This is a genomic window from Nitrospiraceae bacterium (assembly GCA_020632595.1).
Classification (GTDB): domain Bacteria; phylum Nitrospirota; class Nitrospiria; order Nitrospirales; family UBA8639; genus Nitrospira_E.
The window spans coordinates 475,151-498,754 of record JACKFF010000001.1 but is presented as its reverse complement, the minus strand read 5'-3'; the positions used below and the strand labels follow the sequence as shown (position 1 = coordinate 498,754).

At 49.0% G+C, this 23,604-nt stretch carries 20 protein-coding genes and 1 riboswitch; of the genes, 18 read left to right on the top strand and 2 right to left on the bottom strand.

What is annotated here, in order from left to right; all coding sequences use genetic code 11:
• Positions 1 to 472: 472 nt before the first annotated feature.
• The 6 genes from H6750_02225 (at position 473) to H6750_02200 (ending at position 8,824) form a co-directional block, all read left to right on the top strand.
• Positions 473 to 1,594, top strand: coding sequence for a phosphotransferase (locus H6750_02225; protein ID MCB9773129.1), 1,122 nt, complete (start codon positions 473 to 475; stop codon positions 1,592 to 1,594).
• A gap of 19 nt (positions 1,595 to 1,613) precedes the next feature.
• The gene (locus H6750_02220; GenBank protein MCB9773128.1) at positions 1,614 to 2,339 is read left to right on the top strand and encodes an NDP-sugar synthase; all 726 of its coding nucleotides are present in this window, start codon (positions 1,614 to 1,616) and stop codon (positions 2,337 to 2,339) included.
• Between the two features lie 211 nt (positions 2,340 to 2,550).
• Positions 2,551 to 4,500 (top strand): diguanylate cyclase, encoded by a 1,950-nt coding sequence (locus H6750_02215; GenBank protein ID MCB9773127.1) that lies wholly within the window; start codon positions 2,551 to 2,553, stop codon positions 4,498 to 4,500.
• A gap of 632 nt (positions 4,501 to 5,132) precedes the next feature.
• On the top strand, positions 5,133 to 5,882 hold the full coding sequence (locus H6750_02210) for an OmpA family protein (protein MCB9773126.1): 750 nt from the start codon (positions 5,133 to 5,135) through the stop codon (positions 5,880 to 5,882).
• Positions 5,883 to 5,936: 54 nt separating this feature from the next.
• On the top strand, positions 5,937 to 7,367 hold the full coding sequence (gene ybgF / locus H6750_02205) for a tol-pal system protein YbgF (protein ID MCB9773125.1): 1,431 nt from the start codon (positions 5,937 to 5,939) through the stop codon (positions 7,365 to 7,367).
• A gap of 314 nt (positions 7,368 to 7,681) precedes the next feature.
• On the top strand, positions 7,682 to 8,824 hold the full coding sequence (locus H6750_02200) for an acyltransferase (GenBank protein ID MCB9773124.1): 1,143 nt from the start codon (positions 7,682 to 7,684) through the stop codon (positions 8,822 to 8,824).
• A gap of 290 nt (positions 8,825 to 9,114) precedes the next feature.
• On the opposite strand, the gene H6750_02195 is transcribed toward H6750_02200, so the two are convergent.
• Positions 9,115 to 10,125 carry a DUF362 domain-containing protein gene (locus H6750_02195; GenBank protein ID MCB9773123.1) on the bottom strand — a complete coding sequence of 337 codons (1,011 nt, stop codon included), beginning with the start codon at positions 10,123 to 10,125 and terminating at the stop codon, positions 9,115 to 9,117.
• A 29-nt stretch (positions 10,126 to 10,154) separates the two neighbouring features.
• Complete coding sequence (locus H6750_02190) at positions 10,155 to 11,078, bottom strand: terpene cyclase/mutase family protein (protein ID MCB9773122.1); 924 nt, start codon at positions 11,076 to 11,078, stop codon at positions 10,155 to 10,157.
• A 547-nt stretch (positions 11,079 to 11,625) separates the two neighbouring features.
• Positions 11,626 to 11,706: riboswitch (cyclic di-GMP riboswitch) on the top strand.
• A gap of 95 nt (positions 11,707 to 11,801) precedes the next feature.
• Here H6750_02190 and H6750_02185 point away from each other — a divergent pair.
• The 12 genes from H6750_02185 (at position 11,802) to H6750_02130 (ending at position 23,585) form a co-directional block, all read left to right on the top strand.
• Positions 11,802 to 11,972, top strand: a complete 171-nt coding sequence (locus H6750_02185) for a Flp family type IVb pilin (protein MCB9773121.1) — start codon at positions 11,802 to 11,804, stop codon at positions 11,970 to 11,972.
• A 152-nt stretch (positions 11,973 to 12,124) separates the two neighbouring features.
• Positions 12,125 to 12,328, top strand: a complete 204-nt coding sequence (locus tag H6750_02180) for a Flp family type IVb pilin (protein ID MCB9773120.1) — start codon at positions 12,125 to 12,127, stop codon at positions 12,326 to 12,328.
• 328 nt (positions 12,329 to 12,656) lie between these two features.
• Positions 12,657 to 13,082, top strand: coding sequence for a pilus assembly protein (locus H6750_02175; GenBank protein MCB9773119.1), 426 nt, complete (start codon positions 12,657 to 12,659; stop codon positions 13,080 to 13,082).
• A gap of 52 nt (positions 13,083 to 13,134) precedes the next feature.
• Positions 13,135 to 14,244, top strand: a complete 1,110-nt coding sequence (locus H6750_02170; protein MCB9773118.1) for a hypothetical protein — start codon at positions 13,135 to 13,137, stop codon at positions 14,242 to 14,244.
• Positions 14,245 to 15,402: 1,158 nt separating this feature from the next.
• Positions 15,403 to 15,930, top strand: coding sequence for a prepilin peptidase (locus H6750_02165; GenBank protein ID MCB9773117.1), 528 nt, complete (start codon positions 15,403 to 15,405; stop codon positions 15,928 to 15,930).
• 179 nt (positions 15,931 to 16,109) lie between these two features.
• On the top strand, positions 16,110 to 16,952 hold the full coding sequence (gene cpaB, locus H6750_02160) for a Flp pilus assembly protein CpaB (GenBank protein ID MCB9773116.1): 843 nt from the start codon (positions 16,110 to 16,112) through the stop codon (positions 16,950 to 16,952).
• Between the two features lie 45 nt (positions 16,953 to 16,997).
• Positions 16,998 to 18,497: a type II and III secretion system protein family protein gene (locus tag H6750_02155; protein MCB9773115.1), complete on the top strand. Its 1,500-nt coding sequence runs from the start codon at positions 16,998 to 17,000 to the stop codon at positions 18,495 to 18,497.
• A gap of 26 nt (positions 18,498 to 18,523) precedes the next feature.
• Positions 18,524 to 18,943, top strand: a complete 420-nt coding sequence (locus H6750_02150; GenBank protein MCB9773114.1) for a hypothetical protein — start codon at positions 18,524 to 18,526, stop codon at positions 18,941 to 18,943.
• On the top strand, positions 18,940 to 20,193 hold the full coding sequence (locus tag H6750_02145; GenBank protein ID MCB9773113.1) for an AAA family ATPase: 1,254 nt from the start codon (positions 18,940 to 18,942) through the stop codon (positions 20,191 to 20,193). Before H6750_02150 ends, H6750_02145 begins: the two co-directional genes overlap by 4 nt.
• 36 nt (positions 20,194 to 20,229) lie before the next feature.
• Entirely contained in the window at positions 20,230 to 21,555 is a 1,326-nt protein-coding gene (locus tag H6750_02140; protein MCB9773112.1) for a CpaF family protein, read from the top strand.
• Positions 21,556 to 21,645: 90 nt separating this feature from the next.
• Complete coding sequence (locus H6750_02135) at positions 21,646 to 22,623, top strand: type II secretion system F family protein (protein ID MCB9773111.1); 978 nt, start codon at positions 21,646 to 21,648, stop codon at positions 22,621 to 22,623.
• 8 nt (positions 22,624 to 22,631) lie between these two features.
• A complete protein-coding gene (locus tag H6750_02130) occupies positions 22,632 to 23,585 on the top strand; it encodes a type II secretion system F family protein (protein ID MCB9773110.1) in 954 nt (317 codons plus the stop codon).
• Positions 23,586 to 23,604: the final 19 nt, after the last annotated feature.

The window sequence follows — 23,604 nt, the reverse complement described above, 5'->3', positions numbered from 1 at the left end:
TCTGAGTGGTGCTCAAACTTCTTTTCTTGTTTTTTTCGGTTGCGGCTGTAAAAACTTCCCTTCTGGCCCACATCTCCGTCCTGGACCGAGGAGGTAGATTGAGGGGAGGGGAGAGTTGGAAGGGTTGGATTGGTGATTTCCATAGAGCACCTTTAGATTTGTGGGTGATTATGGTGACTTGTGAGAATTTTCCCTCTCTTAATCCTACTTATCGTCTAAATGTTCTCAATCTTAAATCGAGGAAAGATAAAAAGATATCGCGGTACTGTTCCCATCCTTTGCGGAGAGACTTCGCCTTTTTGCGCTGAAGCCGCTTTGACGCTCAAGCAAGCAGGCAGGCATTTGGGGATGCAAGGGCTTTTTCTTTCACTCCGTGCATCCAGGCTGTTGTATTTCAGGGAGGTGAATTCGGTTTTCAAAATTAGTGGCTCTTATTGCCTTTTGATGACAAGAAGGTGGTATGCCCGTATAATTGCAATCAATGATGCCTCAAGCTTCCCTGTCTATGACGGGCCTCGATCTCTCGGGTGTGTCCTTTACTCTTCGTAAACATCTTCCGTTCACCGCCGAACTAGAGCAATGCGTGCCGTTGGCGGGGGATGCCTCGAATCGTCGCTATTACCGTTTGCACCTTTCCATGGCTCCTGTTTCCTCTGTGATTCTGATGAAGTTAGCCGACCCGGAAGGGTTTAAAGCTTCTGAGGAGGCCGTAAGTGGAGCCGGAGGAGACGTCACTGAATTGCCGTTCACGAATATTCTGAAACATCTGCAGAAGAATGGCGTTCAGGTTCCCGAGTTATATTTTTACGATGAATCCTCTGGATTGCTCTACCTCGAAGATTTCGGAGACGTGACGCTGGCCCAAGCATGGCAGGGATCTACTCCGGCTATCGGGGAGGATCTATACTGCAAGGCGGTTGATCAACTCGTTCAGCTTCATCTCCGGGCCTCACATCCTTCCAGCGCTCCCTGTGTGGCGTTGACACGGTCTTTTGATGTTCCCCTATATCTCTGGGAGTTTGACCATTTTTTAGAATATGGCATTGTGGCGAGACGGGGACGGCTCATGTGTGCCAACGATTATGTTCCTGTTCGTGAGGAATTTCAGAAAATTGCGGAATGGTTGACCTCGCAACCGCAGGTTTTCACTCATCGTGATTATCATTCCCGTAACTTGATGGTAGATGGAGAACGGCTGGGTGTCATTGATTTTCAAGATGCCCTAATGGGCCCTGTGACCTATGATTTGGCCTCCCTGCTGAGGGATTCCTACATCGCTCTCGATGAAGGGGTAATCGATCGTCTGATTGCTCGTTACGTAGAAGGGATGCGCCGGAATCTCTCATGTTCTCAACAATCCGCTATGCTATTCCATGATCCTGAAGCGTTTCGCCGGCTATTTGACTTCACGAGCATTCAACGCAATCTGAAGGCTGCCGGTCGGTTTGTATATATTGATCGAGTAAAAGGGAATTCAAGTTTTTTGGCCTCTATTCCCCGGACATTAAAGAATGTTCGTGCCAATTTGGAAAAATATCCTCAACTCCATCGACTGCTCACCCATCTGTCTCCGTATATCCCTGAATGGCGTTAGCTTCTTGCATATGAAGGCCATGATTCTGGCCGCGGGTCTTGGCACTCGCCTTCGTCCGTTGACCAACACGATACCCAAACCGTTATTGCCGGTTGCGGGAACACCGCTCATTATTTGGAATTTGTTGTTGTTGCGAACATATGGAATACGTGATGTCATCATCAATCTGCATTATTTAGGACATATGATTGAAGAAGCGATCGGGGACGGATCCCGTTGGGATATGCAGGTGAGGTATTCCCATGAATCGACCCTGTTAGGAACGGGTGGAGGATTAAAGGCGGCTGAGTGGTTTTTTGAGCAACACCCGTTTCTGGTTATTAATGGGGATACATTGATCGAGTTGGATGTGAAGAGATTGGTAGAGTTTCACCGGACTCATGGTGGCGTGGCCACGTTAGTGCTTCGCGACCATCCGCAAGCAGCCCAATGGGGAGCCGTAGATTCGGACGCACAAGATCGTATTTTCAGAATAAATGGTCGGGGAGTGAGCCAAGCTGAATTGCCTAACGTCCTGGTTCAACGGATGTTTGCAGGCGTGCATATTCTCCATCCTTCCATCCTCCACGATGCCCTTGCGGATAGGCCGTTTTCCATCATCGACTCCTATACGGATGCGCTTGCGCGGGGTTCGAAAATATTTGGATTTCTTCATACCGCCTATTGGTCCGATATTGGAACGGTGGCACGTTATGCTCAGGCGCAAGCCGATGCCGAGGCCGGAGTGATTTTCCCTAAGACCTAAGATGGGTCGCCTGTTAGCCCGCGCAGCCTTTCCTTCCATCGATTGATCTGTCTGATGTTCGGAGTACGTCGGTTAGAGATTGGCGCCAATAATTCCACCTCTTTTGACGGGTTGACGTTCAGGAAACCTTGCCAAAAGATATTGATATAGGGTTTATTATCTAAATACTCCCCGTGGTTTTCCCATTCCTAGTGCCAGGGTGAAGGTAATTGTGGCCACTTTTGAACGACTCCATCACTTACTCGAGCAGTCCTTGAGGGATTTTCAAGCTGAATCGAGTGACCTTTCCGATACGCAAGAGCAGGAACTCACCCAGGCACTTCACCGATTGAGGGGCCGGCTCACCCAAATTCTTTCCACCAAGTCCGACCCTCCTCCCATTGCTAATTTTCTTCCTGATGGCGATCAAAGGGTTTTGTTCACGGATTCGATTGCACCCTTAGAATTCTCTCAGATCCATTTCGTGACTTCGTGTGATGGTATGATCCTCATGGCCAATGCGGTGGGGAATAATATGCTGGGGATGAACCTGGCTGAAATAGGGCAGGTGTCCATTGCCGATTATGTTGCTCATGAGGAATGGCAGAATCTTCGAAGCCATCTTTGTGCAATTGAGGCTCCGCCGAAGCTCTTGAATAGAGTGCTGACCATTCTCCCGGTGGGGAGGCCACCGCAAAAGACCCTATGTGTGGTGATGCCCATGTTTGATCAGTCGCAGAAGGTGGTTGCGTGGCATTGGGGACTGACTTTGGAGTCGGAAGGCTCCTCCGTTCAGCCTTTTATCCAATTGGTGCAGAGTCTCGAATTGCAACTATTGGCCGGTCAGAGTATGGAAGGGTGTCTGACACAGATTTGTGAGGGGCTTGTGCGGGTTTTTGGTTTTGCCTTTGTGTGGCTGACCACTATGCGCAAGGGGGCTGTGCCCCAGTTACGCGCGCATGCGATGGCTGAAAAGCTTGATTGGGAGGCGCAAGGGGGGGCTCTGTGGTGGAGCCGGGTTTCCCAGCAAGATGAGTTAATTCAGGCCTGCGAGGGTTCTGAAATATCACTGCTTTCTTCGTGTGATCCTCCCGCAAGTCCCATGGCCTGGTTTCCGCATGGATGTCAGTTTCATCAAACCTGGGGGGTTCCACTGGCTTTGGGTGAGGAGGGTTTCGGTATGCTGGTGGTGTGCTCCGAGGGTCCACAGCCGGTTGATCCGACCGTGCTTGGATGGTTGCAAGTATTAGGTTGTGAGATCGAACGGTTGTTGGCACGTGGAAGACAGCTGTATCTATGGCGGTTGCAAAGTGTGGCTATGGGCTCCGTATTTGATCCCGTCTGTGTGACGGATGCGCAGGGTCGTTTGGAATGGGTGAATGATGCCTATGCCACCTTACATGGTTCCTCGATTCAAGCGATGTTGGGTTCTCCGTTGAGTTCGTTCCCTCATGAGGAACTGCAAGACTGGAAGTTCCTGTCAGATCCATCTGCCCAAGAGTTTGGTTGTCTGAAGACCGAGGTGATGCAAACGGGAAGCAATGGCCAATCTCTGGTTTTTGAGCAAGTGGTTACTCCTTTGTTCAATGAGCAGGGGGACCCAATGCATTTCGTGGTGATTTTACACGATGTGACCGCTCGCAAGACTCAAGAACTGCTGATGAAGCATCATGCCTATTACGATCCGTTAACGGATCTCCCCAATCGAATAATGTTTAACGACCGCCTGGAGCAGGCGTTGGCGCAAGCCAGGCGGAATGGGACCTTACTGGCACTATTCTTTTTGGATCTCGATAATTTTAAAACTATCAATGATTATCATGGTCATCAAACTGGAGATCGGGTTTTGCGTATCGTGGCGGAGCGTTTGTCGACTTGTGTGCGATCGACCGATACCGTCGCGCGGTTGTGCGGGGATGAATTTACCGTGATTCTTCAAGGGCTTGAACATATTCAGGATATTCGTCAGGTGGCCCTGAAAATTTTAGAGTGCCTTAATCCGCCCATTTGTTTGGGAAAAGAAAAAGTCCCGATACAGGTTAGTATTGGTATTTCGGTCTATCCCAAGGATTCCACGGATCCCCACCGGTTGGTGGAAATTGCCGATCAGGCGATGTATCGGGCTAAAGAATGTGGCGGACAGTGCTGGTATTTTGCCACCCCTGAATGGAATGATGAATAAGTGTTGTATGCTGTCTCACTTTTCCTGAATCCGTCCCGAAAGCTAAAATCCAGTGATATTCTAGAAAATATTTTTCTAGGATCTCATTAAGGTAGCTTCCCCAAAACTGGATTTCGTTCATTCCTGTACCAATCCGTCAGTGCCTGTCAGATCTCCTCCAAAAATTCATTGATTCTATCCATGCTTATCCCGCCCAGGGATCTCCCATCTCTGAGCTCCGCGCCCTTCAAACCCGTTGAGGAAATGCCACGATTGTTGAGTAAATGCTGCTTCAGTTCTGCATTCACCTCTTCTTCGTGTATTGGGGTTTTTTGAAATCCTCATTGAATACTCCCCCCTGAATTCTGTGCCATATTGTCAGGAGGGATGTAACGATGGTTCTTAACCCGATCATGCCGCGAGATCTCTAACTCTGCAGGACAATTATGAAATTTAAGGGATTTGAGATGGGCGCTTTTCTTCCTGCTGTTCGGAAATGCTGAGTTTTTCGTCACCGTGACCTCCGACGTGGAGTTCTTCCTGTATTCGGCATGATTCCCTGGCCTTGTTTTTGCAATTTTTTGTGGCGGACGATCTTAAAGGGGGTATTTCATGGTTTGTTCGCTGAAGCTGTTGAACAAGGAGTTTGTGATATGACTGTTCATTCATCGACCCGCAGAATCTATGTTTGGGGGATAGTGATTCTGATAATGGTGCTGGCCACAGGGTGTGCACATCGGTCCACACATGGAGTTCATAAATATGGCAAAAAATCCGGTGCGCCAACTTTGGTGGCCTCACAGGGAGATTTTTCAACCGGAGCCCCGGAACAGGCATTAAACAAAGAGACATCCAATGGGGAAGGGTATTTTCCAGAAGGGTCAGGAGCCTTGTCCGACCTGCTTGCGGAAGATCCTTTGATTCGGGAGGACCACACATTCGGGTCAGGTCTCACGCCGTCTTCTGACTCTCCCAATGATTATTGGGTTAATCGAACCCGTGCTGAACAATTGACCGCCCAAGCCGGATTGCGAGATGTGCATTTTGATTTTGATAGCTTTCAACTGAATGAAGAGGCTAAGGCGACGTTAGGGGCCAACGCGGAATGGCTAAAAGCTCATCCGCATGCGGAGATTACCATTGAAGGACATTGCGATGATCGTGGAACAGCTTCCTATAACCATGTTTTAGGTGAAAAGCGTGCACTTCGCACCAAAAACTACCTCACCAGCCTGGGAGTCCCTGCAGAGCGGCTTCATGTGATGTCATTCGGCAAGGAGAATCCCACCTGTTGGGATTCAACCGAACCGTGTTTCCAGAAGAATCGGCGTGCTCACCTCGTCCTAGATATCAGTGTGGCTTCGACCCCGATGCCCTATGTCGCTGACCGCCGGGATTGGTAGAGGGCTGTGCCGGGCATGGCCCGTTTATGGTTTCTAAGAGGATTAAGGAAGACTATGCTAAGCCCTCATTCATTTTCGTATCGTTTGAGTGTTCGATTTGTCATGGTGGGGTTAAGTGTGATCTTGGCAGGGTGCGTGGCTCAGCAGGCGGATGTGGTACGAATCAAACGAGAATTGGACGCAAAGATCGGCCAGTTGGATAAGAGCAAAACCTCACTCCAGCAAGCTGTGAATGAAGCCAATGCGGCCTTGGAGAAAGCGAATTCCCTTATTGCCAAACAGCGGGTTGAGATTCAGGAGTTACTGCATGCTCGGGCCGAAGTGATGGACCAAGTTGCTACCTTAAAGGAGACGGACCTCTCTCAGGTTCGTGGAGGGCTTGAAAGCAATCAGAATCAGGTCAACGAATTAACAAAAAAAATGGCCCGGTATGACGCAGATATGAAAGAAGTCAAAACCCGGCTTCAACAATCTGAGCCTCTGGTCCATCAGCTTCGAGATCGTTTAGCAGGGGAAGAGCAACTCCTGACAGAGCAAGGAGGTAAGTTAGGCGAATTTCGGACTTCGTTGGTGGATTACCAACAGGTGCTGTCTTCTCTTCGCCAACAAGTTACCCAACAGGAGCAGCAGGTCGCAGATTTACGTAAACAACTTGATCTCAAATCTCAACAACGTGATGCCAAGGCGCAGCAAGTTCAGGCAAATTTTGAAGAGGTTCGACGAAGTATCCAGTCGGTGGTAGGAACGTTAGAAAAAGTCAGTGTCACATTCGGGGGGCGATTAGATGAACACGAGCAAAAACTTTCTCGCATGGCTGGACAATCCGGTAGTCCCCTTTCCTCGAATGCTCACATGCACGAAAGCCTCGATCCGTCTGCAAGGGCTGGGATAAACCGAGATTTCCTTTCGCAACGCACTCCCCTATCGCCCCGGTCGGATGCGATGACCGGCTCACTATCCCCAAAGGAAGGTTCCCGTCAGGTTGTGACGGGGTCGATTGCCGTGAATGCTCCCTCATCCCAAATATCGAGAACGTTGCCGGCTCCGGGAGGGCCTTCAGAAAACAGTTCATCCGGGCATGTCGATTCGCGAAACGCTCAGGTGTCATATGACCGTGCGATGTCGCTACTTCGTCAGGGAAACTTTGCGGAAGCTTCCACCGGGTTTTCGACATTTTTGCGGACGTTTGCAGACTCTCCTTTAGCTTCGAATGCACAATATTGGTTGGGTGAATGTTATTACGGCGAAAGGCGATTTCAAGAGGCCATTGATGAATTTGAACGAGTATTTGCCTTTTACCCTTCCAGCAATAAAGTGCCCGCATCTCTGCTAAAAATCGCCTATTCGCATATGGAATTACGCGAATTACCCATGGCTCGGTCTGTCTTTCAACAACTTGTACGGACCCATCCGCAAAGCCCAGAAGCCGGGAAAGCGTATGATCGTCTTCAAGAAGTGAATGCCTTCCTCGATAATCCTTCCTAATCTCCAAATTTTTCCCGTATCGTTTTCTCGCATCTTTTCTCACAAAGACGGTACAGGTATTTTTCTCTTTGAGCGGGGATCGTTGCCTGCCCAGAAGAGAAGGTATCTGGTGAGCGTATCCCTGTCATAACTCCAGAAAGAAGTGTCTGGTATTACAGAAATGCTTCAAAACATCCTCGCCCCATAAATTATCGATAACCGTTAGCAGCTCTGTTGTTTGTTTCCCCGCCGGTCCTCAAATATCCAATTCAAGAATTCCTCTTCAGTCACCGAAGCTTCGCTTACGGTGAAATATCAATTGTGGGAATAAGACTATGCTGGCTTCGGGCAGGGAAAATATTCAGACGTTAACGGGCCTCAGGGGCGTTGCGGCGATATGGGTTGTGCTGTTTCACGTGTGTTTTGGGGAACCAGACGGGTACTTGCCTGGATTCTACGAAAAAATTCAATGGGGGTTTGGAAAAAATATTATTCTCCACGGAGTCTATGCCGTTGATATATTTTTTATCCTCAGCGGATTCATTCTGACGTATGTGCATCGGCACGAATTTGAAGGCCGATTGACCCTGCATGGAGTCGGGAACTTTCTTTCGCTTCGATTGGCAAGAATTTATCCCATGCATCTCGTTGTCGTCGGTGTGCTCATTGGAGCCGCCTTCCTTGGGGTTTGGGATCGGAAGGTGATTTCGTTTGGGGAAGTTTTTCGCAATGTCACTCTCACCAATATGTGGGTTGATCCTTCGTTGAATACTCCCGCCTGGTCTGTGAGTGCGGAATGGCTCGCCTATCTCTGCTTTCCGATCATCATAAAACTATTGCTTCCGATTCACAGAAGAGACTTTCAACTGCTGGCCATTTTCCTCTTGGTTACCGTGTATCCAATGAGTATTCTGTTCTTCCAATGGCAATGGGAATGGCATTATAGCTGGGTTGCCGCGGGCCGCGTATTGAATGGATTTATATTAGGGTGCATGATGTTTGGTGTTCAGGAACATTTCGACATACTTAACGATTCGTTCCGCGCATCTCGTTGGTGCCTGGCTTTTGTGTTGGTATTTATGGTTCTCCTGATATTGGGCCTTCAAATAGTGTTTCTCTATCCCCTTATTCCGTGTATTATCGTGACATTGGCAAATGCACAAACGGGAATTGCTCGCGTATTTCGGAATAAGATTGTTGTATTTTTGGGAACCATCTCATTTGGGATTTACATGGTTCACTATCCGGTATTGGAAATTGTTCGATACGCACTCAATGATTACTATGCCGGAGTGAATTCGGAGCTTCATCAACCTCTATTGTGGGTTCATTTAGGCGGAATTCTTGCCTTGGTGATTGCGGTTGCCTCCTTGTGCTATTTCTGGATTGAAAAACCAACCAGGGAATATCTCAAACGGAAATTAGTTGATCGAAAAATACAGTCCCACCAATTTCTGCCTCAAAGTGTCAATGGATAATCTGCTTCCATGTCTGTGGCACCAAAAGATCATTTTCTAGTTTCCCAAAAACGAATTGGGCGATCTTTTGTTGAACGGATAAGAACCGGTTCTGCGGAATGGTGACAATGTTGATCGTCAGGCTTGTGATTGAGTAAATGGTGTCGTCTTGCATACTGAAATTGTTGACGCTCTTTGATAAGACGATTCGTCAATACCATAGGAGGGTATACCTGATATTTGCACTAATGAGTCAACCCGAGCCAGGGTAGACAAGTCTTGATGATCTCTCAAAAATCTTTTTGTGTTCGCTAGGCGAGACGAATGCCTTGGTGGGCGAGAATCTCCGGGACCAGAGCAAAGGGATGGTATACGTGTTCCCAGGATTCTCCGCGTTGTTCAATCAACGATTCGTGAATAGGACCTAACCACTGGTCGGCTTTTCGAAGGTATTCGATTTTATTTGGATTAATTCCCATAATCCGGCAACAGGTGGCATCGACGGCCGGGAGATTCCTTCCCATGACCAGGACGCCGGATTGGACAGGTGTCCCCATTATCGGACCATCCCCTTCCATTCCGATTATCCCGTCGACAATGGCGAAATGAGGTTTGAGAGTCGCATTGATATCCAAAATGGACTGCGGGATTCCAGCCTGGTGTAACACATTCTTTGGCCAACCGTAATAATTTCCAGGCATCACGCCAAAAAAATTTTTCATAGACAGGGTCGCACCAGCCCAATGGTGCGTTTTCATCTTGGCCAGCGAGACAACCCAATCGATCTCCTTGACTATCCGAGGAAAGGTCAGGGAGGCTAGCCTTGTCTGACCCCCCAGGTTAGGCATGGTTACCCCTTCCATTGCATTCAGGTCCTGAAAGGGGACGCGATCTTCGTACAGCACATCTGCCAAGCCGGATTCCTCCAAGACTAAAAGAGTATCGTGGCGATGTCCTGGCCCTTCAGCCACGACGACAGACGCCGCACCCAGGGAAAGGAAGGCTTCGACGGCTCCTCGAACGACAAGGGGATGAGTATTGATATGGGACAACGATTGATGGGGTTCAACCAAATTCGGTTTTAACAGAATGCGTTTTCCTTTGATCTCTAATGGGGTGATTCCCAATTCCTGGAGTCCCCGGCGAATGAGGTTCGCTAAGTCAGCCTCGTATGTTTGTGCTTGACCGATGAAGGTCTGCGCGGTCAAACGTGGACCCATAAGCCAATGCAGGAGGGAGAATCCCGAGGCTGCCAATCCCCCTCCAAGCAAACAAGCCTGCAGGCATTGTCTTCTCGTAAGCGTAAGTTTATTCGTTTGCATGGGGGCAGTGGTCATGGCAGGCGAGTTTTTCATTCTTGGTGGTGGATAAACGAAGCGGGTAGTTGTGGCGGTGATGCTGGAAATAATGAATACAGTCCTTCTTCGGCTTTCGCACCGCATAAAAGCAATGCCAGAGAGGGAAGGGCATAGGGTCCGTATCGCTCTTGACGTTGAAAGCAGGCTAAGACCAATTCCTCGGTATTCGTGGGTTTTAATCCCCAGGCACCGAGCCCCAGAAGTGTCCACCCGAGTGAGATGGGAGTCCGAAGCTGAGCAAGTTCGTGAGAGACATATTGGAGGCTTCGTTCAATTGTGTGCAAAGGGGTGTTTCCAGCCAACGCCTGTAAGGCAATGGCCGTGCACTCTGGGAGGGGACGCAGTTCCCGGTTGAAGACGGTTGTACTTCCGTAATTCCAGCCACCTCTGGGCAATTGACGATTAAGAAGCATCTGTTGGCCGGCTATGGCTCGGGAGTGGGTACCCAACCCCATCTTGTGCAAGGCCAAAAGGGCGAGTGCCGTTGGTACGACCCAGCTATGGGTGTCAGCAATCCATGGCCAGCCGGGAATGGCAGTGTCGTGACCAATAATTGCAGGATCCGGATTTGAGAAATGTTGTCCCGTAAACCCTATCAGATAGTCCACAGCCCGTGATTGCGCTTCACGATACTGGGGAACGCCTTCCCAAGCGAAGATGGCGAGAGGTGTCGGCCAAGATGCTTCTGGATGTGAAGGAGAGATGCTCACGCGCCCGTCGTTCGCCTGTTGGGAAGCTAAATACGCTCTTCCCCGGTTACAGCTTTCATGGTTGAAGGCATAGGAAGACAGTGCCAAAACAGCCCAAGCGGTGGCATCAGGTCTGGACTTTTCTCCTGAGTGATAGGGAAATCCTCCATTTGGTTGTTGTCCCGATTGGAGAAGCTCAAGGAAATGATGAAAGGGATTTTGAATCATAAGAGAAAAAGGGAAGCTTTTTATCCCATTCAGTAGGGATGCGGTTTCCCATGTTGTTCGGTAAAAACAGGAAGAACCTTAAAATTACAAGTCCTTGCGAATTTATTTTCTCCGTTTGTGGATTTGCGGGGATTCCTAAGAGAGATCAGGATACCCGCTTTTTTGCTGAGCTTCTTAAGCGAATTCTAGCTGAGAATTGAGGGGATGCTGGGCGGTATAACGCCGAGCGCTTGTCCTGGGTGGATAAGGAGAATTGCAGATTCATTGCCGCTGGTCCGCGGCAAGGCGCCCCTTTTTTTGACAATACTTCTCTGGAAATTTTGAAAATTTTTTAAAATTTATCCTCGGTAATCAACAAAATCAGCCAACCTATCTTACTGTGAACCAAGGTGAAAGATATTCTCAAAAAATCTTCGGCAAGTTTTTCCTGTGGAGGTCGATAATGAAGCATGAAAACGAAGAGCCACAGAATACGGAATGGAAAATTTTCCTGGGTCTACGAACATTTATTCATGACCATGAAACATGGATTCGGTCGGGTGCCCCTTCCCGATAAGGGCGAACACGTCGAAAGGCGTGGGCGCAAAACCACGGGTCAGGGTTGGTCCCTGATAGCCGGGTTGCCGAAGGCACGGAGAGCCAAGGGGCAACGTTTGCGTCAGAATTTTCCGGGCAGTCTGGCGTAACGAAAGTATTTACCTTCGCCCGTTAAGGAGATGCGCTATGGTTAACCAAGTTATGCGTTTCGTGAATGATGATGAGGGAGCCACCGCTATTGAGTATGGGTTGTTAGCCGCTTTGATTGCCGCAGTGATCGTCACGGCCGTGACCGCTGTAGGGACTTCTCTCAGCGGTACTTTTAACCAAATTGCCGGAAACGTAGCGGCGAGCTAAGAAAAACCTTCATTCCGCAATGGTACGGGGAAGTCCCGCCTGATACAGAGTATCGGGCGGGACTTCGGCGGAATGTAAATAGTGAAATCCAGAGTTGTGTTGATAAATACAAGGGTTGAAGTTCAGATAAAATGATAGAGGAGGCCAGTATCATGCAGACAATACTCCTGAATCCCTATCACCACTGGTTAAAGCATTTCCTTCAGGATGAGGAGGGCGCGACAGCTATTGAATATGGCCTCATGGCCGCACTTATTGGCGCCACGGTGTTAACGGCTCAGGCTGCCTTGGGCAACGCGGTCAATGCAATGTATGTGGACGCCATGGGAATCATCAACGGAGCGTTGGGGAGCTAAATTGATACTTGGCATGCCTCCTGTGAGCGAGGTTGAAGGGTTTTCCCTCGGAAAGTTCTTTACTCAACTCTTCACCGACCTACCTAAACACCCCGGCGTCCTCGCTAAGGGCTAACGTATTTGAACGTAATATGATGCCCGTGAGGAGCAGTCAACAGTCCTCTCGGGACGTGCGTTTTCTGAACATTGGAGTTGTTCAAGGCCATGCGAATCACTTCACTATGGCTGGTATGGGATCAGATCGCTTTTCAACTGGCCTAAAGATGCAATTGGGAGCAACGGGCTGATCGCTACCTCAAAACCATTTAGCCTGATGAGGCAAAGTGTTATGAAAACAGGTCCAATTCCAGGATTTCCAAGTTTAAGCCAATCCGAGCGCGGCTCGACGGCGGTAGAGTTTGCCCTCATTCTACCGATTCTTGCGTCACTGGCATTTGGAGCGATCGACTTTGGGCGCATGTTGTGGTTTAAGGAAGTTCTGGTGAATGCGACCCGTGTGGGAGCCCGCCAGGGGACATTATTTGCTTCGGGCAATGGCCAGGCAGAAATTGAAGCAGCCATCACGGCTTCTCTGGCTGCGGGAGGGGTGGATCCATCAGGGCTCTCGGTGGCGGTCAATGGGATCGGAAGCCCACAGGGACAACCGTTAAATGTGGTCTCCACCATCCCCTGGAATTATTTTGTCATCGATAAACTCATTCCTGCGATTTCGACTCCTACACTACAAGCTTCTGTGACCATGATGATGGAATAAGACGAAGGGGAAATGTCCTGTTCAAAATCTTCAATGTGACGGAGAAGCCAACATGTGGAAACAACAAGGATTGTCCATTGTCTCACCGCTCCTGAACCAACGGGGCATTGCGGCTATCAACGGGGCATTTATGGCGGTTGCAATGGGTATCATGGCCGGTGTGACGATTGATGTCGGGCATGCCTTGCTCACACAAAATGAATTGCACAATGCCTCGGATGCCGCCGCGCTGGCCGCTGCGCGACAATTGGGTGTGACGTATCTTACCTTGCCCATCGCTGAGCAACAGGACATGGGGCGGGCACTCACTGGCACTGAACAGTCACAGGTAACTGCTCAGGCGACAGCTGCGGCATTTGCCAACAGTGCTTCAGATGTCAGTAACTTGTCGCTTTCGCAGGGAGATGTTGAATTTGGCGTATGGGATTTCAACGCGCAGACGTTCAACACGACGGTGAATCGGCCGAATGCCATTCGCGCGACTGTCCGACGTGATGGTGCGGCAAATGGTGCGATACCGACATTTTTTGCCGGTATGTTGGGCGTGAGTACCATGAATGTTTCGGCAAGTTCGATTGCCGCATTGGGGACTTCAGGAGGACCTGTCCCACCGGGAGTAGCCGATGTGCCGTTTGCAATTTCCACTAACTGGTTCAACGGAGTTGCCAACTGCGATGGGGGTATCCAATTTTCTCCAACCGGGGCCAATGGCTGTGCGGGATGGCACGTCTTTGATCAGAACCCGGCCAATGCGAATACACTCCGTAATACTATTGATGGGTTAAATGACGGGAGCTATCAAAGTCCAGGGATCATTCCAGGGCAGACTAAATTTACGTTTACCGGTGGAGAAGTGGCTTCCGCCTTTCCCAACCTGATAGATCTCTGGGATGCGAAGAAGCAATGGAATAATGATGCTGGAAGGTATGAATGGGATATCAATTTACCCGTATATCAAGATGGAGGCTCTTGTGGTAATCCCAGTGGTTCTATCACCATCGTGGGATATGCTAAAGCGGTGGTGACCAACGTCAAAAAAAAGGATATTCAAGCGGAAGTGAAATGTGATGGTTTTTTCGATGGAACGCCCAATCCCAATCAGGCCGGTGGGGGCGCTGGTTCCCTTCAGCCCTTATCGGTTTATCCAAGATTAGTGTCGTGATGATGGGTGAATTGACGGGAGCCTGAGAGGGGCTCCCAGGTACTTTTGTCTGCGTAATTAGAGAAGTCATGGCCTGCCAACGGGGACTTGTTTAGGGTCCCTCCCTCAATGAATCGCACGAGTCAAATTGTGAGCTTCCGCTTGTATGCCACATGCCCATCCTTCTTGGGAATCTTCTAACAGCAAACTCATTGTCGTTGAGTTGCTGGTCCCGAGCCAGTATTAACGCCAATGTCTCTGTTCCTCCCTCTCGGCCTCTTCATTCTGGCTAATCGTTCTCTGGAATCTGTCCTTCCCTCATTTGCGCTTATGTGGGAATCCATACTCGCAGAATCGAAGAATTCCTTTTTGCAGCATTTTTGCCCAGAAAAAATAAAAGTGAGAAAGAATTCAGGGCGTGACTCTTTTCAAGCCAATTCCTGACGCCTCGCTTAATACCCATCACTCTGTGCCGTCATTTTCAGACATAGTTAATTGGGCATTCATCTGCCCACGTCAGCCACGACATTTGTGATCGGGAGTCATCCTTCCACTGCTTCTGATGGATCCTCGCTAACCCCAGGCGGAAATAATAGAGAGGGGTGGCGGGTGATGAAAGGAAGGCGTTCACGTGACGGAAGGAAAATTGATTCTTGCTGGGTGCCCGTGAGGATGAAGCGAAGGAGCGCGTGTCGACCATGCTTATGAAAGGGGTTGGCTGTTTTACACATAATGAGAGCTTGTCAAAGATTCACCACATGGTTGTTCAATAGCCTTCTCCTTCGCTCAACGCAAAAGAAAATGCTTGAGTTCCATCTCCAAGAAACTTTCGGGGAAAATTGCCGAAATGCAATGCCGTATTCAGGTTCGGCATGACCAAGTCATTCTGTATGGCAACATTGTCTGAGGGCCTCACTGAGCCTTTATGTGTTCATTCAATGTCTGAAAGATGAACGCAAAGTTTTGATAGATGAAATTCAACGGTTCTAGGTTCCCTGAATACCTTTTCGGCGCAAACCTTAAGAAAGTCAGGCAACCGACCGAAACAGGAACTGTTTGTGGAATCCTGGTTCATTTATGTTTCTGACATGAATGAAACGCGGCATCTCCTGTCCATGAGTCACTCGTCTCGTTACTGTAGATGACCTGATAGAAAACCTAATTTAGGGTTTATTAATTATGGGGACATTTTTTCCATTATTTGGATTAGCAATCGGGTTAGTGATGGCAGCGGTCATTGATGTCCGGGAAGGGCGGATTCCCAATTGGCTGACGGGTTCCTTAGCAGTCTTTGGAATTGGAGTGAATAGCTTGGAGTATGGTTGGGACGGATTCCTGTTTAGTTTGGGGGGGCTGATCATGGGGTTGGTCTGCTTGATATTTTTTTATCTTAAAGGGGGGATGGGCGCCGGAGACGTGAAATTGCTTGGAGCCATTGGAACAATCCTGGGTCCGGGTCAGGTAGTCTTTGCGTTTGCATTTGCAGCCATGTTGGGTGGGCTGTATAGCCTCGCCCTATTGTCCAATCAGGGTGGCATGCGTCATGCCTGGGATCGCATGTTTCTGCTTCTTTCAACTCTGAAGGTGACCAGGACTATTCCAGTTTCTGGTACCCAAATTCCCACCGAACCTAAGTTACGGTATGCCCTGGTGTTAGGGCTGGGAACCGTGATCGCCAAAACGTTGTTTTATTATGATGTGTTGTAACTCAGGTTCGCTTAGGTCCAAGAGTTGAAAATGAGCAATCGGAGAAGATTCTTTTTGTTGTCTATTAAGAATGGCCTTTGCCATCCGATATGCAGAGGTAGGTAAGTTGAAACCTCAGGATTGCTAGGCATGAATAAAAATTTCGGTCTGGATTTGGTGAAGAAGGGGGAGGAAGTCTCATGGGACAAAAGCGGCCACTCGTATTTTTAGGAATTGCGATGATTATCGCTCTGGTGACGACCGTCATGGTGTATCGGTGGCTACAGGGGCAACGGATGATCGAAGTCGATGCCCCCGAAGTGGTGATGGAAGGTGTGAGTGTCGCAGTGGCCAGCGCCGATATCCCCTGGGGGACACCACTCGGTGAAAAAGCCGTTCGAGTGATGATGTACCCTGAAGAAGGGGTTCCTGTGGGACATTTTAAGGATACGGCTTCCTTAAATGGTCGAGTCGTGCTGACGAACCTGAAAAAAAATGAGCCCATTTTAGAATCAAAATTGGCTCCTATTGATGTGAAAACGGGCGGAGTATCTGCGGTCATGGATCCCAATAAGCGGGCGATGGCTGTAAAAGTAAATGAAGTGGTCGGGCTTCCGGGTTTTGTGCAGCCAGGGGATCGGGTGGATGTAATGGCGACCTTTGAGGATCCCAGGGCTAAAAAGAAGGATAATGGCGGTACGAAAGAGGAAGTGACCAAGGTCGTCCTGGAAAATACGCTCGTGTTGGCAATCGATACGCAAATGGAACGATCGGCTGGAGAGGAAAAGCCCACTCCCGTAAAAGTCATTACGCTGGAGGTCTCGTTGGAAGAAGCCGAACGGTTGGCCATGGCCGAAAATGGTGGGAAGTTACGATTGGCCTTACGGAGTCCACTGAATCCTGAGGTGAAGAAAACCAAAGGTGCAGATTTTAAGGATTTAATGCGTTCCCACCAACTCATTCCTCCACGGCCTAGAGGGGGAACGGCAAAGGAGCAGGTTGAGGTGATCCAAGGGACAGCGCGAAAAACGATGAAATTTTAAGGGGTCGTCGAGGATGACGCGATGATCGTTAGGAAAGGTAGGGATATGAAGCAGACTCACGGTTTTCCATTCAGGAGCATGGTGTTGGCTCTAAGCCTGGTCCTTGTGGGCTACACGGGAGCCTTGGGGGAAGGTCTCACCACTCAGGCGATCCAGGTCAATGAGCCTCAAAACCTGCGGCTCACGGTCGGGGAATCAAAAATTGTGGAACGGGACACGGCGTTTAAACGTGCCTCGATCGCCAATCCTAAAGTGGCTGATCAAATTGTGCTTTCCAATAAGCAAATTTATCTGACCGGGATTGAAGTTGGGACGACGACTTTGACCCTATGGGGGCAAGATGGCCAGGTGGCGAATGTTTTTCAGGTCCAGGTTTCTCCCGATGTGACTCGTCTGAAGGAGCAGCTTCATACCATACTCCCGAATGAACCCGGCCTTCAAGTGATGAACAGCCACGAGCATATAAGCCTTACGGGCAATGTCTCGAATATGGAGTCCCTGACGAAAGCCCTCACTCTGGCCGAACCTTATGCTCCAAATAAAGTCATTAATCTGGTTCAGGTCGGTGGAGTTCAACAGGTCATGATGGAAGTCAAAGTTGCGGAAATGCAGCGTGGACTCATGAAGCGTCTTGGAGTCAATTTTAAACGGGCCCAAAAAAATCACCGTGATTTTTCCATCGGACTCATTAATAAATTATCCACGATTGATGCGTATGACCCATTTCCCGTTCAACAATCTTCGCAAACGACAACCCTTGAATTTCCTGATGTCCGCACGCTGGCCTCAAATTTAGTGTTGGGATTCGGAATCGGCCAGGATTTATGGACCCTCTTTTTAGATCTGTTGAAGGAGCATAGCCTGTCAAAAACATTGGCCGAACCGACCTTGATCGCCGAGAGTGGGCAAGCCGCAGAATTCCTTGTTGGGGGAGAATATCCGGTTCCTATTCCGCAGCAACTCGGTCAGGTAACAATTAAATATAAGGAATTTGGTGTGGGATTGAAATTTACGCCTACTGTTCTTTCGGAGGGGCGGATCTCCGTCATTGTGAATCCTGAAGTGTCAGAATTGGATTTTGCAAATGGGGTTCAGTTAAACGGATTTATTGTGCCGGCTCTTACGACACGACGGGTCAAGACGGTCGTGGAATTAGGCGATGGCCAAAGTTTCGCCATTGCGGGTCTCCTTCAAGATAATATTAAGGAAACGGTGTCAAAGTATCCCTTCTTAGGTGATATCCCGGTCTTGGGTGCGTTATTCCGAAGCACGTCGTTCCAAAAAAATGAGACCGAACTGATTGTGATTGTGACCCCTCATTTGGTGAAACCTCTGGATATGGTGCAGCAGACCTTACCCACTGATCACTATCTGGAGCCTAACGATTTTGAGTTAATGCTGATGGGGTATGTGGAAGGGGTATTCCCGGAGCCAAATATCGCCAGGCCTGGCGAGGGCTACACTATGAGATCACCCAGCGTGGCCCAGAGAATGCCGTTTCGCAAAGGTGGGATGGAAGGAATGTTTGGTCATCTGGCCCCATAGGAAATTTGATGAAAAAGGAGCAGAGCATGCAACGCCAATCAATTGTCACAATGGCCGCTTTAATCGGCCTGGTTCTGGTGGGGACGGGTGGTTGTGGAGTGTGGCCGGTCATGACGGAAGAGAATGGTCGTCGGCCTCATGCGATGGGGAAAAGCGATCAGGTTCTCTTGCCGTGGGCGCCTCACCCCGTTCATTTAAATGAGGAATACGGACTGGCCTACCGTCAATCACTTGAGAATCAAATCGTGAATCCCGCTGCATCAAACAATATTGATCCCATACCTGGAGCGGCCGATTCACGTGCTCTTCAAAATAGCATGACTCGCTATCAGTTGATGTTTCAAAGTCCGCCATTTTCAGAGTTTAAACTGCAGGGTGGGTCTGGTAGTAGTGCGTCAACTGGGTACTCATCGACAGGCATGGGGGCAGGAGGAACGACAAAATGAAGGATAAAGCTTGGAAGCCAAAACGTGTAGGTGGAGAGTCCTCCGGTATCTCATCTGATGTGCCGGTCATTGAGATTTCCATACGATCGACAGAGTGTAAGGTCGCTCTTGAGGCCATAATTCGGGAGATGGATGGCGTGCGGCTTAAGGAGACTCAAGATCACGGCGTTCCGGCACTCATGATTATGGAGCTTGAAGAGAATCCTGAGGACACGTTCTCTCTTATTCGAGAGATGATGAAATTGAATAAAGGGATGGAGATATTTCTTACCGCTGCCCGATTGGAGTCAAATATTTTATTGGAAGCCATGCGGGCCGGAGCCAAGGAGTTTTTGGCTCAACCGCTCCAAAAGCAAGAAGTGAGTGATGCCATTATGCGATTTTTGGAGCGCGCCACGGCTCCGGTTCGTCAGGGTGACGGGCAACGGGCGGCGGGAAAGGTCCTGGCATTTTTTGGAGGAAAGGGAGGAGTGGGAACGACGAGTATCGCGGTCAATTTGGCCGCCGCGATTAAAAAAGGCCCGAACAACCCCTCTGTCGCATTAGTGGATGTTAATCAGCACGGGGGAGATCTTCCCTTGTATCTCGATCTTCAACCGAACCATAGCTTCCGGGATATTGCGACCGATTTGTCCAGACTAGACCAAGCATTTCTCATTCGTGTCCTTACCAAAACGGAATTGGGCATTCAAGTGCTCCCTTCGGGGTATGACGATCTCAGCACAGGTCGGTTAAGTCCGGATTGTGTGGAAGCGACCCTTCGACTGCTTCAGGCCAGTTTCGATTATGTCATTCTCGATTGTGGACATGTGTTGGATTTGACGACAAAAAAGGCACTGGAGCTTGCGACATTAATCTTGGTGACGTCTACGTTAATGGTCCCCGTGGTTCATCGAACAAAGCGGATTTTAGAATTGCTGCGGGGATCCGGATTTCCTGCTGAAAAAATCCGGTTAGTCATGAATCGTTTTTTGTCGGCAGAACAGGATGTGTTGAAAGAGACTGAAGAAATTTTAAAACAAAAAGCCTTCTGGCTGCTCCCAAACGATTATCCTTCAGCAAGTCAAGCCGTAAATAGCGGGAAGCCGTTGATTGATGTGGCCCCCCGGTCGGCCGTGGCTCAGTCCTATCGGGATCTGGCCAGTTCCTTTAACGGGCAGCCGTCTAAACCGGCAAGCAAAGGTTCCTTAGCCGGATGGTTAAATCCCTTTAAAAGTCGAAATGTCCAATCATCCCCGTCAGGGGCATAATATTATTCTTTTCATGTTGTTGAGGTAAGCCGGTTTATGTACGAGACAAAATGGGATGAAGTGGGGGCGGGGACGGGCATTGGAGCGTTAAACCTGGGTCCATTGAAAGAACGGCTTCACCGTCAGGTGATTGATAGCCTCGATCTTTCAGTTGTAGCGAAGTTGGATAACGATCTTCTCAAGATCGAGCTGACTAAGCTGGTCCAGGAAATGTTGGAGAAGGAATCCGTCCCTCTCAGTATGAAAGAGCGGGAAAGTCTGATTGCTGACATTGAGCATGAAGTCATGGGTTTAGGCCCACTTGAACCGTTGGTGCAAGATCAAACGGTAAACGATATTCTGGTCAACCGAGCCGACCAAATTTACGTGGAGCGGGCCGGAAAACTGGAATTGACAAATGTAAAGTTTCGTGATGAAGCCCATCTGCGAAAAATTATCGAAAAAATTGTTTCTGCCGTTGGGCGACGAATTGATGAATCCTCCCCAATGGTAGATGCTCGGTTGTTGGACGGGTCTCGCGTAAATGCCATTATTCCCCCATTGGCGCTGAATGGATCTTCCATTTCAATTCGAAAGTTTTCCAAGGACAAGTTGCAGATTGCGGATTTGGTGAACAAACGTTCCCTGACTCCTGAAATTGCAGAACTCCTTCGCGGGATTGTCGAAGCGAGACTAAATATCCTGATCTCGGGAGGAACGGGCTGCGGAAAAACGACCATTCTGAATATTTTGTCAGGATTTATACCCTCCGACGAACGCATTGTGACCATCGAGGATTCAGCGGAATTGCAATTGCGGCAAGAGCATGTGGTCCGGCTCGAAACCCGCCCTCCCAACGTGGAAGGGCGAGGAGAAGTGAGTCAGCGGGAATTAGTCAAAAATTGTTTGCGTATGCGCCCGGATCGAATTGTGATGGGTGAGGTGCGAAGCGGGGAATGTCTCGACATGCTTCAAGCTATGAATACGGGGCATGATGGATCACTAACTACGATTCATGCCAATACCCCACGAGATTGCCTGACGCGGGTGGAGACATTGGTGGCCATGGCCGGGTTGAATCTGGCTACGAAGGCTCTTCGCCATTATATCAGTTCCGCGATCGATGTCATTCTCCAAATGACTCGCTTGTCGGATGGATCCCGGAAAATGACCAGTTTGTCGGAAATTGTGGGGATGGAAGGTGAAACCATTACTCTCCAGGAAATATTCTTGTTTCAACAAACCGGACTGGATGAAGAACGAAAGGTGCATGGCCAATTTAGAGCAACGGGAGTGCGGCCGAAATTTGTTGAACGGTTTAAAGCATTAGGAATTTCTTGTGATCCCAATATCTTCGACCCCGAGAAAATTTATGAAGTGTAATCGCCGTCATTTCAATTGCTCCACTTTTACGATGGCCTTATGGATGGTATGTGGTCTTGCTGATTCGTCGATTTGTTGGGAGGGCGTATCATGACCGTGGCCATTAGTATTGGAATATTTCTGTCTATTATTCTATTTGTGGAGGGAGCGTATTACTGCTACCACCAATATATGAATCCCCACAACAAAAATCTCAAGCGGCGCTTGCGTGGTGGATCAGGAAAGCCGGGAGACCTTCAAAAAACCCAGGAAGCACCTGGAATCCTTCGAAATCGGAAAATGAGCGACATTCCGTGGATCCAAAATTTACTGGGTTCTATGACGTCGTTGGGGGGATTGGAACGATTACTCCAACAGGCCAATAGTCAAATGCCTGTTGGCGTGTTTTTTCTCTTATCCGGAGTGCTTGGAGGAGCAGGGTTGCTGGTCGCCACCTTTCAGGACTATGGGATGTTTGCTGCTCTTGGTCTGAGTCTAATGGGTATGAGTCTTCCTTTGCTTCAGATGAAACGGAAGCGGAAACGTCGCTTTAAGGAATTTGAACGCCAATTGCCCGAAGCATTAGATTTGATGGCTCGGGCCCTTCGGGCGGGACATGCCTTTTCCGTGGGTATGAAGATGATCGGGGATGAATTTCCGGATCCGATCGGTCCTGAGTTTAGCCGGACCGTGGAGGAAATTTCGTTTGGAATCGATGTCCCTCAAGCGATGAATAATTTAAATGGTCGGGTAATCAGTACTGACCTGAAGTTTTTCGTCACGGCCTTAGTCGTCCAACGAGAAACAGGGGGGAACTTAGCAGAAATCATTGAAGCGATTTCTCGACTCATTCGGCAACGATTTGAATTACTTGGTCGAGTCAAAGCGCTTTCGGCCGAAGGCCGGATGTCGGGGATTATTTTATTCTGCATGCCGATTGTAATGAGCATTCTATTGTGGTTCTTGAATGAAGCCTACATGCGAATTTTGATTGAAGATGAGATTGGTCGAATGATGGCTCTGGGTTCAGGTCTGTTAATGCTGGTGGGAGCCTATGTGATGAAAAATATGTGTGATATTAAAGTCTAGGGGATGGCATGATGGATCCATTAGTCCTAATCAGTCTTTTGGTCTTTTTGGGTGTTCTTGTTATGGGCTGGGGTGCGTGGAGTTATATGCAGTCTCAGGAAAGGGTCAAGGACTGGAGTATACGGGCGAAGGGCCAATCTCTCTCGCAGAGTTCTTCGAAAAAAAATGACAAGAAAGTTAGCTTAAAAGACCAAGGGATGAAGCTTCTTGAGCGATTGGGGCAGGTCAATAAACCCAAGGATCAAGCCGTTACCACTCGTTTGCGAGCCTCATTGGCCACGGCAGGGTATCGAAGCCCTCGAGCGATTGTAGTGTTTTTGGGAACCCGGATTTTTCTGGCCATTCTGCTAGGCCTGACCTTTCTGATTTTTGGTTCCGAGGTGATGCAGGGGAAAGATCCCATGTTTTTCCCCATGGTGTTGATTGGTGTCATGATGGTGGGATTTTATGGTCCCCAGCTGTGGCTGAGTAGTGCCATCACTAAACGAAAAGAACGCTTAGTGAATGGGTTTCCTGATGCGTTGGATTTGATGGTGGTGTGCGTAGAAGCAGGGTTAGGGCTGGATCAAGCCATTGCCCGCGTTGGGCAGGAAGTCAAGCAAGGCCATCCCGATCTTGGTGATGAATTTATCTTGTTAAACTTGGAGCTACGTGCTGGCTTAAGCCGGGAACAAGGCCTTCGGAATTTGGTTAACAGAACGGACCTCGACGATATTCGTAGTTTAGTCGCCTTACTGATTCAGACGGATCGATTTGGCACGAGTATTGGCCAGGCGCTTCGCGTTCACTCCGATTCCATGCGATTAAAACGAAGGCTTAAAGCTGAAGAGCGAGGGGCACAGCTTCCAGTGAAATTGATGATCCCTCTTATATTATTTATTTTCCCTGCATTAATGGTGGTGATTATTGGTCCTGGTGCGATCAGCCTGCTGCGAAATTTAATGCCGGCTATGGGAGGGTGAACGCGTCAGAGCCAGGAAT

Bases quoted from the DNA above. Each gene is read 5' to 3' on its own strand.
- H6750_02220 (MCB9773128.1), top strand. From the start codon at position 1,614: ATGATTCTGGCCGCGGGTCTTGGCACTCGCCTTCGTCCGTTGACCAAC.
- H6750_02210 (MCB9773126.1), top strand. From the start codon at position 5,133: ATGACTGTTCATTCATCGACCCGCAGAATCTATGTTTGGGGGATAGTG.
- ybgF (MCB9773125.1), top strand. From the start codon at position 5,937: ATGCTAAGCCCTCATTCATTTTCGTATCGTTTGAGTGTTCGATTTGTC.
- H6750_02200 (MCB9773124.1), top strand. From the start codon at position 7,682: ATGCTGGCTTCGGGCAGGGAAAATATTCAGACGTTAACGGGCCTCAGG.
- H6750_02195 (MCB9773123.1), bottom strand. From the start codon at position 10,125: ATGCAAACGAATAAACTTACGCTTACGAGAAGACAATGCCTGCAGGCT.
- H6750_02190 (MCB9773122.1), bottom strand. From the start codon at position 11,078: ATGATTCAAAATCCCTTTCATCATTTCCTTGAGCTTCTCCAATCGGGA.
- H6750_02185 (MCB9773121.1), top strand. From the start codon at position 11,802: ATGGTTAACCAAGTTATGCGTTTCGTGAATGATGATGAGGGAGCCACC.
- H6750_02180 (MCB9773120.1), top strand. From the start codon at position 12,125: ATGCAGACAATACTCCTGAATCCCTATCACCACTGGTTAAAGCATTTC.
- H6750_02175 (MCB9773119.1), top strand. From the start codon at position 12,657: ATGAAAACAGGTCCAATTCCAGGATTTCCAAGTTTAAGCCAATCCGAG.
- H6750_02170 (MCB9773118.1), top strand. From the start codon at position 13,135: ATGTGGAAACAACAAGGATTGTCCATTGTCTCACCGCTCCTGAACCAA.
- H6750_02165 (MCB9773117.1), top strand. From the start codon at position 15,403: ATGGGGACATTTTTTCCATTATTTGGATTAGCAATCGGGTTAGTGATG.
- cpaB (MCB9773116.1), top strand. From the start codon at position 16,110: ATGGGACAAAAGCGGCCACTCGTATTTTTAGGAATTGCGATGATTATC.
- H6750_02155 (MCB9773115.1), top strand. From the start codon at position 16,998: ATGAAGCAGACTCACGGTTTTCCATTCAGGAGCATGGTGTTGGCTCTA.
- H6750_02150 (MCB9773114.1), top strand. From the start codon at position 18,524: ATGCAACGCCAATCAATTGTCACAATGGCCGCTTTAATCGGCCTGGTT.
- H6750_02145 (MCB9773113.1), top strand. From the start codon at position 18,940: ATGAAGGATAAAGCTTGGAAGCCAAAACGTGTAGGTGGAGAGTCCTCC.
- H6750_02140 (MCB9773112.1), top strand. From the start codon at position 20,230: ATGTACGAGACAAAATGGGATGAAGTGGGGGCGGGGACGGGCATTGGA.
- H6750_02135 (MCB9773111.1), top strand. From the start codon at position 21,646: ATGACCGTGGCCATTAGTATTGGAATATTTCTGTCTATTATTCTATTT.
- H6750_02130 (MCB9773110.1), top strand. From the start codon at position 22,632: ATGATGGATCCATTAGTCCTAATCAGTCTTTTGGTCTTTTTGGGTGTT.